The organism is Flavobacterium sp. W22_SRS_FP1, assembly GCF_052113685.1.
Lineage (GTDB): Bacteria > Bacteroidota > Bacteroidia > Flavobacteriales > Flavobacteriaceae > Flavobacterium.
Window position 1 is genome coordinate 15,630 of the sequence record NZ_JBGQOE010000034.1, and the last position, 11,683, is coordinate 27,312.

7 protein-coding genes and 2 tRNA genes are annotated in these 11,683 nt (G+C 33.6%); 3 read left to right on the top strand and 6 right to left on the bottom strand.

The genetic code is table 11. The features are described from left to right. From ACEN2H_RS14195 to ACEN2H_RS14220, 6 genes are all read right to left on the bottom strand, one after another. Positions 1-1,662 (bottom strand): peptidase domain-containing ABC transporter, encoded by a 1,662-nt coding sequence (locus ACEN2H_RS14195; protein WP_441733468.1) that lies wholly within the window; start codon positions 1,660-1,662, stop codon positions 1-3. A 3-nt stretch (positions 1,663-1,665) separates the two neighbouring features. Further along, positions 1,666-2,343, bottom strand: coding sequence for a TetR/AcrR family transcriptional regulator (locus ACEN2H_RS14200; RefSeq protein WP_441733470.1), 678 nt, complete (start codon positions 2,341-2,343; stop codon positions 1,666-1,668). A gap of 37 nt (positions 2,344-2,380) precedes the next feature. Continuing rightward, positions 2,381-3,028, bottom strand: coding sequence for a leucine-rich repeat domain-containing protein (locus ACEN2H_RS14205; RefSeq protein WP_441733472.1), 648 nt, complete (start codon positions 3,026-3,028; stop codon positions 2,381-2,383). Positions 3,029-3,314: 286 nt separating this feature from the next. After that, complete coding sequence (gene gpmI, locus ACEN2H_RS14210; RefSeq protein WP_441733474.1) at positions 3,315-4,832, bottom strand: 2,3-bisphosphoglycerate-independent phosphoglycerate mutase; 1,518 nt, start codon at positions 4,830-4,832, stop codon at positions 3,315-3,317. 141 nt (positions 4,833-4,973) lie between these two features. Beyond that, on the bottom strand, positions 4,974-7,391 hold the full coding sequence (locus ACEN2H_RS14215) for a DUF5916 domain-containing protein (protein WP_441733476.1): 2,418 nt from the start codon (positions 7,389-7,391) through the stop codon (positions 4,974-4,976). A gap of 176 nt (positions 7,392-7,567) precedes the next feature. Beyond that, on the bottom strand, positions 7,568-9,961 hold the full coding sequence (locus tag ACEN2H_RS14220; RefSeq protein ID WP_441733478.1) for a DUF5916 domain-containing protein: 2,394 nt from the start codon (positions 9,959-9,961) through the stop codon (positions 7,568-7,570). A gap of 178 nt (positions 9,962-10,139) precedes the next feature. Between ACEN2H_RS14220 and ACEN2H_RS14225 the strand changes: the two genes are divergently transcribed. The 3 genes from ACEN2H_RS14225 to ACEN2H_RS14235 all read left to right on the top strand — a co-directional run bounded on the left by ACEN2H_RS14225 (position 10,140) and on the right by ACEN2H_RS14235 (position 11,683). Next, positions 10,140-10,862, top strand: a complete 723-nt coding sequence (locus ACEN2H_RS14225; RefSeq protein ID WP_441733480.1) for a murein L,D-transpeptidase catalytic domain family protein — start codon at positions 10,140-10,142, stop codon at positions 10,860-10,862. Between the two features lie 532 nt (positions 10,863-11,394). Next, positions 11,395-11,467, top strand: a tRNA-Gly gene (locus ACEN2H_RS14230). A 143-nt stretch (positions 11,468-11,610) separates the two neighbouring features. Beyond that, positions 11,611-11,683: transfer RNA gene (locus ACEN2H_RS14235), tRNA-Gly, on the top strand.

Consider the following 11,683-nt stretch of genomic DNA (forward strand, 5'->3'; position numbering starts at 1 on the left):
CTAATTATTTTTTGAATCAAGTTGTATATCCCCATTTTTCATAGTGATTTTTCGATTGCATTTTGTTTCCCAATAAGGGTTTTTTGAAGAGACTATAATAGTCCATTTGTGTTTATCAGAAGTGATGAAGTCTATAATTTCATTAGCTACTTTTTCATCCATAGTATCAGTTGGATCTTCATAAAACAGTATTTTAGGTTTGTGAATTATGCTTCTTGCTAATAGCATTTTTTGTGCATTAGAAGAGGATAACTGTCGCCCGTCTGGATAAATGGGAGTATCTAATCCTTTGGGGAATAATTTTATAAAAGAGGTAAGTTGCACACCGTCTAAAGTCCATTTTAAATCTTCAGAAGTTACGTTAGGATCGTTGAAAGTAATGTTTTCTAGTAGTGTTCCTTCAAAAGGTCTTTCTCCATAAATAATACTTCCTATTTGTGAGCGGTATTGCTTCTGGTCTATTTTTCGATAAGTATCGTCATTGACATAAAATGATCCGCTGGTCGGCGGTAATATACCGGATAATATTCTAATTAAGGTCGTTTTTCCAGACCCATTTTCGCCGTTAATTACAATTTTGTCTCCTTGTTCTATTTTCAATGAAATTGCATTTAAAATTTCTTTATCCGAATCAGGGAATTTGAATGTTAGGTTTTCTACTTCCAAAGAAATTTTGTTGTAGCAGCTGTCATCTTGAAGATTTGAAGAGTCTTCCAATTCTAAATCAGTCACTTCTCCGATTTTTTCAATAGAAGTAAGAACATCGTAGAAAGTTTCTAGCCCGATGATTATTTTTTCTACAGAGTTGATGACTAACAGAATGATAATTTCGGCAGCTACAAACTGACCAATATTCATTTGTTGTGACAAAACTAAAAATCCGCCGATAGACAATAAACTTCCTGTAATAAGAACTTTAAAAATAATTAATTGGGTAAATTGTTTTTTGATAACATTGAAATGTTTTTCGCGATACAACAAATAGTCTGTTACAATAAGGTTGTTCTTTTTTAAAGCAAAATCATAATTAAGTTCATTTCTAAAGCTAAAATTATTACGAGCCATTTCTTGCAACCAACCCGCTACTTTGTACTTGAATTTAGATTCTTTTAAACTTGTTTCAAGTCCTGATTTAAATGAAAATTTGAAAATAAAGTATAGAAGAGCAAGTAATAAAACACCAAAGATGATAAAGTAAGGGTGATATAATGACAATAATATTATTCCGAAAAATATTTGTAATAATGCTGCAGAGAAATCGGTTAATAACTTTGAAGTTCCTTTTTGAATTGTCATTGTATCAAAGAATCGATTTGCTAGTTCTGGCGGGTAACTGTTGTATAAATCTTTTGATTTTATTTTAGGTAGCCTTGCAGCAAACTCAAAAGAGGAACGCACAAATATTTTTTGTTGTAGATTTTCTGTGATGCGCAATTGCATTAAAGATAAAATCCCAACTAATGTCACCCCGAAAACTACTAGTATTATAAGAACAATCCAAGATGCGCTTACTCTTCCGGATTGAATAAAATTTGTTATGGCCTGAATTCCAAGTGGCAGCGACAAGCTTAGTAGCCCGGCAAAAATTGCGTAAAAAAATATCTGATAGACGTCTTTTTTATCTAATTCAAGTAAATTGTAAAATCGTTTTAAAGGAGTCATTGTTTATTTGTTTTTTAAAACAGTTGTGATGAGATTGATATAAAAATCAGTTGTACTAATAGTTTCGTTACAATTAGTAATAGTAGGTATGTGATTTCTCAAAAAATGTTGATGCAAACTACCTTCAACAATAGTAGAGACCAAACTTTTGGCGTAAATATAGTCTGGATTTACTTCATTAACTATTTCCACAATGCGATTGATAATTCTTTTATATACTAGAAAAAAGCCTTCTTTATTATCTTCGTCAATTTCTTTAGAGTGCAGCGTTTTTGAGAATTCCACAATTATTATTTTGTTTAATATTGACTCGTTAATATGTGCTATGCTTAAATCATCATCAATTTTCTCAGTAACTATTGTTATTGCTTTTCGCAATTTATCTAATGGATCAATAATATTTGTAGTAGCAAAAACAAGCTTGTACTCAATCCAGCTCCAATACCATGATGATAAATAAATCATCAATTTGTGTTTATTCTCAAAGTAGCGATAAAGGGAGCTTTCATTTGATCCAATACGATTTCCTAGTTTTTTAAAAGTAAAATGTTCAAACCCTATTTCATCTATTAATAGAATACTGTGTTTAAGTATTTTTTTCCCTAATTCCGATGTTTCGGGGTCTTTTACAAACAACCTATCGTTTACTGTTATTTTAAAATTACTTATTAATGTATTCATAATTTTTTTTTAAATAGAATAAAGGTATCCAACTTACTTATAATTTTATTTGAAATCCAAAATTTAATTCCAGAATTTTGTCTATTTCTTGCTGCTTTATTAAATTGTTTTTTAAGTCAAGATATTTCAAGTTATACAAAGCCTCAATTTCTAATGGGAATTTTTCGAATTGATTGTTGCTCAGATATAATTTTTTTAAATTCTTAAGAAGTTTGATTTCTGATGGAATCCTATTTAGTTCGTCATTTTCTAAGTGCAATGAATTTAAGCTAGGTAATTTTGATAAAGTCTTCAAGTTTTTTTCGAATTTAAAGTTCAGATCATTATTCAAGAATAGCTCTTCTAAAGCGCTTAGATTAGTGAAATTATTTGGCAAATCTTCAAAATCATTACCACTTAAGTTTAATGTTTTGAGTTTTTTTAGAGAACTGATCCCTTTTGGGAGTTCTTTTAAATGATCGTTTTCGATACTTAAATACTCTAGGTTTATAAATTTAGAAAAGTCGATTTTTTCCGTATCAATATTTTGATTACTAAGATCCAAACGTATCACTTTTTCTGGATTCAATAAGGCATTTTCAATATTTTTTTCTTCTTGATCTGCCATAGTAGTCGTTTGCGCATTTAAATTTACTGTAATAAAAACAATAAAAAGTAACGTTCGAACTAATGTGATTTTTTTCATAGTATACTAATTTTATTTAGTTTGTTTATATTGATTGCAAATGTAATAGTAATACTTTTAAATCAGTTTAATATTAACGTTTATTTTAGATCTTTTTTTTAAATAAAAAAAGCGGTTTGAAATAGAAATAGCTTTTTCTCTTTTTTGAAGTTTATACATTTTATTCAGGGAGCTATGTTGCGGAAATTATAACTGCCGATGCATTTTTTTATTGGGAGATTTGGACATAAAAAAACTACCTCTTGTATGAGGTAGCTTTTTTATAGTCTAAATTGAATTCACATGCTTATAGCAAAGAATGCTGTGTCATTACATCCGGCTTTTCAATTCCCATTAACTCTAAAATAGTTGGAGCAATATCGCCTAAAACACCGTCGTGGATTTCTTTTAAATCTTTATCAACCAGAATAAAAGGAACTGGATTTGTTGTATGCGCCGTATTTGGACTTCCGTCAGGATTCATCATGGTTTCGCAGTTTCCGTGGTCGGCGATGATAAGAACGGTATAGTCGTTTGCCACCGCTGTCGTGATTACCTTCTCAACACATTTGTCGACTGCTTCACAAGCTTTTATTGCTGCGTCCATAATTCCTGTATGACCTACCATGTCACCATTTGCAAAATTAAGGCATACAAAATCTATATCTCCTTTTTCAAGCTCGGGAACCAAAGCGTCAGTAAGTTCGAACGCACTCATTTCAGGTTGCAGATCATAAGTGGCGACTTTAGGCGAATTTTTCAAAATTCGTTTTTCACCTCTAAAAGGGATTTCTCTACCACCTGAAAAGAAAAAAGTGACATGAGGGTACTTTTCTGTTTCTGCAATTCTAATTTGGGTTTTGTTGTGTTTTTCTAAAACTTCACCTAATGTTTCCTCTATGTTGTCTTTATTGTAGACTACTTTTACATTTTTGTATGTTTCGTCATAATTAGTCAATGTGACGTAATACAAATTGAGTTTGTGCATATTTTGTTCGTGAAAGTCTTGTTGCGAAAGCGCTTCGGTTAATTCTCTTCCTCGGTCTGTTCTGAAATTAAAGAATATAACGACATCTTCATCTTCTATACAGGCAAGAGGTTTGTCATTTTCATCGACCACCACTAGCGGATTAATGAATTCGTCCGTTATATCAGTTTCATAACTTTTTTCTATTGAAGCAACTGCATTTTTAGAGTGGGTTCCTTTTCCGTTTACCAATAAATCATAGGCAAGTTTTACTCTTTCCCAGCGCTTATCACGATCCATTGCGTAATAGCGACCAATTACAGAAGCTAATTTTACAGTAGTGCCTGACATGTAATTTTCTAAATTCTGAATATAATTTTTTCCTGATTTTGGGTCGACGTCTCGTCCATCGGTGAAAGCGTGAACGAATACTTCTTTTAATCCGTATTCCTGCGTCGCATCTATCAGTCCACGTAAATGGGAGGTATGGGAGTGAACTCCGCCATCGGATACTAATCCTAAAAAGTGTACTTTTTTATTATTGTCTTTGGCATATTGAAATGCATCTTTAAGTACTTGCTCTTTAGCTAAGGTTTTATTGGCAACAGCCAGATTTATTTTAGCCAAATCCTGATATACAATTCTACCGGCGCCCAAATTCATGTGGCCTACTTCACTGTTCCCCATTTGTCCCTCTGGCAAGCCTACATTTAAGCCGTCTGTTCTAAGTTGGGCACTAGGGTATTTTTTATAAAGACTGTTTATAAACGGAACATTGGCGTTGTCGATTGCAGATACTTTTGGATCTGGGGATTTGCCCCATCCGTCTAAAATCATTAGTATAACTTTCTTGTTCATTTTAATATGTTTTAAACAAAGGTAAAGCATTTCTAAAAATGTTCAAAGTATTCAAAACTACTATTGTGTATTCAGGAATTATCGCAGGTGAAAAACAATGATTTTACTACAGAAACGGTGTTTCTTTGAAATTACCACAAATTAGAATTTGCTTTTCACACTATTATAGTCAATAAAGTAACGAATGCTTATGGAAAAAACATGTTTTAGTTGTTCATTGGTCAGTAACGAAGTAAGTTTTTCTCCGAAATCTTTATTTATTTCTCTTTGAAAATTAGCGGCATTATTCCGATATAAAACAGAAATTTCACTTCCTGGGGCAAACCACCAAGAATACGATAAGTCAGCATTCCAGGAATTAAAACTGGAGTTTTTATTGCTGTTATAGCTAGTATAATCAGCTAGTCTGCCATTTTGTTCCAGCGATAAAAAGTTTTTGTTTTCAGCATAAGACCAGTAATGGCGAACCGCTAGGTTGAAAGTCATTCTGCTGTTGATAGAATATTTTCCAGAAAGAGAGTTGGAATAGGTGATCACATTTCGATTGGCAAAAAGAATGGTAGCAGGGGTAGCTGAATTTAAATCATCGTCTATAGTTTCTATATATCCTTTGTTATTGTTGCGCCTAGAAAAGTCAAAGTTGTATATCAAAGAAAATTTGTCGTTAAAACGGTATCTTGGACTAAAGTAAAAACCAAAAGAGTTTCTGCCAGGTTCGCTCAGTATAGTAACTGATGGTCGGATATCTACAGCAAATTTATTATTGTAATTTGAAGAAAAATAAAAGGACCCTCCATATTTACTTGGGAAAATTAAAAATCTATTTTCTGTCCGCGGCTCATAGTAATCAAAGGATTCAAGAGGACTTGCATTTATTTGTAAGCCAAAATAATGATTTTGTTTGTTGTTTGTACTTATGTCTAGATTGATGTTATTAGCTTGAATTTTTCCTGTTTCTTTTTGAAACTGGGTATACACATTAATATTCGTTTGAAAGGTGTTGAAATATTTCGTTGGATTTAAAATTCTGTAACTTGCATTTCCGAATAATGTATAATAGTTAGTTTCAAAGTTTATTCCCAAATCATTGTTATCGAAATTCTTAGAGACCATTTCTGTGCTTAAATTGAATCGGTATTTACCAGAAGTTTCGCTAAGACTGAATGATGTAGCCGTTCCCTTCTTGTCTGCGAGCTCATTTATGAAACTGTATTTTATATTTCCGGAAAGGTTATAAGTGTTTTTGAGGGTGTTTAAATCCCAAACTAACGCAGATACATTTCCATCACGAAAGTTTCCGTTTCGGGTTACGTTTGTGTTGACGAATGAAATAGAGGAGTTTTTGCGAAAGCGCTGGTCCAAAACCATGACGCTATAGTTTGATAATGGTTCCAACTCTTCTCTTCTTGTTGCTTTGCTATCCGTGTTCTGAATTATTGCATAGGTCCTTTCAGTGACTGCATTGAGAATGCCTATTCCTAAGCCACCTTTTGTTCTGCCCGATACTTTAAAGGCGTTGATTAAGTTGACACTTGACGGATTGTCTATGACTTCTTCATTTGTGGTCACTTTCGGAGACCTGCTGGGACTTCCGCCAATTCTTCTGGAATAGACTAAATTTCCCTTACTGAACAAATCTGTTCCTTCCGTAAAAAAAGCCCTGTTTTCATTGAATTGCTGTTCGAATGGCCCCAAATTCAATATCTGATTGTCGTATTTTGTTTGGCCAAAATCGGGGATAAGAATCATGTCGAGCGTAAAAGCATCATTAATTCCGTATTTTAAATCCAGGCCACCCTTCAGTGTGCCGTATGTTTTCTGCCCCTTACTTGCATTTGTATAAAAAGAGGAATAAGGCAATAGGAAGAGACGGGTAGGTGGTTTTATGTTTTCAATTCCCTCAAGGGTTCCGTTTTGTTGTGTGAAAGTACCAATTGTAGAATCTATAAAATTCCATGAATATTGTTGTCTATCTCGCTGTATTTCTCTCCAAAAGTTCAAGCCCCAAGTTTGTTTATTTTCGTCCGAAAAACGTAAAGCTGCGTAGGGAATACGCATTTCGACAGCCCAACCGAATGCGGTTATTATTGCTTTACTTTTCCAGATTGCATCCCACGAGTAGTCGTCTCCGGAAGCATCCGTCGTTACGGAATCGGCCTGTCCATCAGACGCACTAACTATAAATTGGAAATTCTGTTGGCCATCATTATTTCCGTTTATGAAAACCCCAAAAAGATCTGAAGTGCCAAAGACATCGCGCTTGGTGATTTCTTTTAAGATTTTACTGGGTTCATCATCGTACAGAAGAGCAGCCACATATATGGCATCATTATCAAAAGCAATTTTCACTTCTGTTCGTTTGTTTTCGGCAATAGCTTTGCCATTATCTGGCCTATACATGACAAAGTTAGTTGCGATAGGACAGGATTGCCAAATGCTTTCGTCAAACCTCCCGTCAATAACGATGTTTTCAGAGGTAAATTTAGTTTGAAGTGATTTTTTTTGGCTGTGGCCAACAACAGAAAAAAAGAGAATGACTATAAAAAGTAATTTTCTCATGAAAACTTGATTGATGTGGGTGATTGATGAAATGCGATTCTTTTACCAGTAGACTATCATTTGATGAATTTGTTACAGTTTTTTTGCGAAAAAGATTGCGTTTTATTTAATTGTATAAAAAATCGAGCTAAGAAACGCTTTGTAATAAATCGCATCATGCAAGCTTGGTGCTACTTTTAAAATTTGTTTTTCACACGATTATAATCAATAAAATAGCGAAGGCTAAAGGAAAGAATATTAGTCATGTCTGCGTTAAAGACGTTTTTAAGGTTTGAGCTGAAGTTTCTCTCGACAGTGCTAGAGCCTATTTGCGCATAATTACGATACAGAACTGAAATTTCACTGCCAGGAGCGAACCACCAAGAATACGATAAGTCAAAGTTCCAAGAATTGAAATTTCGGTTTTTGTTCAAGGAATATTCATTGTTAGCTGTTAGATAACCGTTGTCTTGTAAAGTAAAAAAAGCATCATTATCCGAGTATGACCAATAATAGCGACCAGTGAGGTTTAAAGTCATCTTAGTATTTATTGCATATTTACCTGTAATATTATTTTGAAGTATTTCTCGATCTCTATTACCAATAATAATCGAGCTATTATCAAATCCTACCCAACCCCGATCATTTACTTTGTATGTGTATTGTACATCATAGGCTAAAGAGAGCTTAGTGTTGAATCTGTATTTGACGGCGCCACTAAGCCAATAAGTAACTCTCTGGTCTTCGTCAAATTTGGTTATTTCAGCTTCAGCTTCATAAGTAAAAGATTTGTTTTGATTAGTAGCAAATCCAACGTATGCAATAACGCTTTTTGGGATGTATAAATAGCGCCCGTATACGCGAGGCTCGAAAAAATCAAAACGGTCCAAAGGATTTAAAGAAAAAGCAAACCCAACATAATCATTTTTTATTGTGGTTGCTGTTATGTAAGTCTTGTACCAGGCTTCTTGAGTCTTGCCAGTTGTGTTTTGTACTTCTAAATTTAGTTCCTGCGAAATTTTAAATGTGTTGAAAATTTTTGTTGGGTTTACTATCCTATAACTGCCATTTGCAGAAGCACCATGATAATTGGTGTAAAAGATGATTCCAAGGTCATTTATATCATAATTTTTAGAAATGTATTTTCCAGATAGGTTATATCTATACTTACCACTTGTTTTTGCAAAGTTCAATGAGGTTTTGATGCCGTTATAATCTTCAATGTCATTAACAGCGCTGTATTTAAGATCACCGTATAAATTATAGGAATTTGCTTTTGTGCTTAGGTCGAACAATGCGGCAGAAACATTTGCGTCCCTAAATCCTCCATTTCGTGTTGTATTGGTGTTCACAAAAGAAACTGATGAGTTTTGATTAAAACGTTTGTCAAAAACCAACACATTATAGTTTGTCAATGGTTCTATAACTTCTTTGCGGTATTCGTCTGTTTCGGTATCCCTAATCGTTGCATAGGTTTTTTTTGTGATGGCATTCAAGAAACCAACTCCTAATCCAGCTTCTGTTCGTCCCGATACTTTTATAGCATTAAGTAAGTCAACGGTACCAGGATAGTTTGTGATTTCTTCATTGGCTGTAGTTTCAGGCACGGAAGTCGGTAAGCCACCTATTCTTCGAGAGTAAAAGAGATTACCTATGTTAAATAAATTAGTTCCTTCGGTAAAGAAAGGCCTGTTTTCATCGAATTGTTGTTCAAATGGCTCCAGATTTAAAATGGCATTATCAAATTTTGTTTGTCCAAAATCAGGCACCAGAATAGCATCTAATGTAAACGCATCATTAATTCCGTATTTAATGTCAAGTCCAGCTTTGAAAGTTTTGTCGGAACCCAATTCATTTTTTTGATAATAGAAAGAAGTGTAAGGAATAAAGAAGAGGCGAGTAGGTGTGTTTATGTTTTCTATTCCTTCAAGAATTCCTGATTGTGCAGTAATAGATCCAATCTTAGTATCAACAAGATTCCAAGTGTATTTTTGTACATCTCGTTTTATCTCACGCATGAAATTCAAGCCCCAAGTTTGTTTTTGGACGTTTGAGAAGCGCAAGGCAGCATAGGGAATTCTCATTTCCACGACCCAACCGAAATCAGTTATAGAAACTTTGCTGTCCCAAATACTATCCCATGTGTAATCTTCCCCATCTTTTGTTGCCAAACAGTCCATTTGAACTCCTGCGGCACTTACATAAAAACTATAATCTTGTTGACCATCATTGAACCCATTGATAGAAACTGAAAAGTGATCAGAAACTCCAAAAACATCCCGATTTGTGATTTCTTTTTGAATCTTATCTGGCTCATTATCGTATAATAGTGCTGAAATATAAATTGCATCATTGTCGTACAACACCTTTACATCTGTCCTTTTATCTATACTAATTAGTTTTCCGTTGTCGGGCTCAAACATAACAAAATTTGAAGCTGTTTCTATATCTGTACTCCAGGCATCTTCATTTATTTTACCGTCTATAGTGATTTCGTTTGTTGTAGATTTTGCAAAAAGGACTTTTTTCTGACAATGGCTGGTTAGACTAAAAAATATGAAAAAAGTTAAAAGAAAGTGGTGGAACTTCATCTGATATTGTGATTTGGGTCTTACAAAAATAGTATTATTAACACAAAAACAAAGGTTTGTCAGTTTTTTTTAGTTAAACTCAAAGCAAAAATCGTTAAAAATACCTTAAAGTTTTATTTCCGGTGTTTGATTAAGGATCTTTGCCGTACTTTTGTGGTGCCTAAATCACTAAAAACCAATGATGTACAAAACCTACCCCGCTCTTTTGTTATTAATTTTTTCGTTCTCTCCAATTAAGTTATTATTTTCTGAAACTAATAATCTAAACGAAATTGAAATTGCTAAAGTAATAAAAACAAGTTCTGAAGTGAACGAGAAAACTGTTTATAATAGTTTGAATTCCAATCAATTTGCCTTGCCTAAATTAGAAAGTTTCACAGAAGCCTTAAAGGGCTTTTATATTCTAAAAGAAAAAGGTTTAATTAGTAAAAACATATTGACGCTGATCGATTTTAGTATGTCGTCTAATTCCAAAAGGCTTTGGGTGATAGACTTGACGACAAACACAATTTTATACAATTCTCTAGTTGCTCATGGCAGAAACACCGGGGACGAGTTTGCAAATAGTTTTTCAAATGCAGCCCAATCTTTTAAAAGTAGTCTTGGATTCTATTCCACAGGAGAAATCTATAGCGGGAAACACGGAAAGTCTCTAAGATTAGATGGCTTGGAAAAAGGTATAAATAGTAATGCTAGACAACGAGCCGTTGTTATTCATGGAGCCGATTATGTATCTAATTCATTTATCCAAAACCATGATAGGTTAGGGAGAAGTTTAGGTTGTCCTGCGATTCCTGTCGAATTAACGGATAAGATAATACAAACGATTAAGGATAAGTCGTGTTTGTTTATTTACTATCCATCAGATGCTTACAAAGTGGCTTCTAAATTAGTATCTTAAAAAAGATAAGTTGTAGATATTGAGAGGTTGCTGAGAAAGACTTCAATAGTTCTAAGAAAAATATCCTTAGCTAAAATTGTTTTTCAACGATTTTAACTAAGGATTTTTCAGCTTTATGTAAAACAATCTAATGATCCTTTAGGGATTGTTTGGGATACACTATTATGTGTTAGTCCGTGTTTTTCCATTTAAAGGAGATGTTTTATTTTTGGCGTAATTTAAGTCTACATCGACAGTTTTCCTGCCGTAATAATTACTTTTATAAATTGCGAAATGAGGTGCTGCATCTATACTGTCGACTTCTAAATGACAACTAATAATCTGATTCTTTTTGTTTAAAGAAGTCGCTGTCGTAGGAAACAGCTCGCCGAAGGCTTCCTTTTCTCTATGTAATACAGATTTGGCTTAAAATAATAAAGGTGTAACAATTTAATTTTAAAACGGTTAGAATTAAACCTTGTTTTATCGTAAAGTTTTAGGATAAAAAACTTGTTTCAAAGCCAACTTATTATTTATATTTGCACTCAGTAATGCGAAAGTAGCTCAGTTGGTAGAGCTCCAGCCTTCCAAGCTGGTTGTCGCGAGTTCGAGCCTCGTCTTTCGCTCTTTAAAGCCAAAACATTTGTTTTTTGGCTTTTTTATTTTAATTTTAAGAAAGAGTGAATCATCCTTTTTTAAATATTCTTTTTTTTATTAAAAGAAAAACTTGCTTTGGATAGATTATTTTGTATCTTTGCATCCTATTAATGCGAAAGTAGCTCAGTTGGTAGAGCTCCAGCCTTCCAAGCTGGTTGTCGCGAGTTCGAGCCTCGTCTTTCGCT

Excerpts from the sequence above, each read along its gene's own strand:
- ACEN2H_RS14195 (WP_441733468.1), bottom strand. The coding sequence starts at position 1,662 with ATGACTCCTTTAAAACGATTTTACAATTTACTTGAATTAGATAAAAAA.
- ACEN2H_RS14200 (WP_441733470.1), bottom strand. The coding sequence starts at position 2,343 with ATGAATACATTAATAAGTAATTTTAAAATAACAGTAAACGATAGGTTG.
- ACEN2H_RS14205 (WP_441733472.1), bottom strand. The coding sequence starts at position 3,028 with ATGAAAAAAATCACATTAGTTCGAACGTTACTTTTTATTGTTTTTATT.
- gpmI (WP_441733474.1), bottom strand. The coding sequence starts at position 4,832 with ATGAACAAGAAAGTTATACTAATGATTTTAGACGGATGGGGCAAATCC.
- ACEN2H_RS14215 (WP_441733476.1), bottom strand. The coding sequence starts at position 7,391 with ATGAGAAAATTACTTTTTATAGTCATTCTCTTTTTTTCTGTTGTTGGC.
- ACEN2H_RS14220 (WP_441733478.1), bottom strand. The coding sequence starts at position 9,961 with ATGAAGTTCCACCACTTTCTTTTAACTTTTTTCATATTTTTTAGTCTA.
- ACEN2H_RS14225 (WP_441733480.1), top strand. The coding sequence starts at position 10,140 with ATGATGTACAAAACCTACCCCGCTCTTTTGTTATTAATTTTTTCGTTC.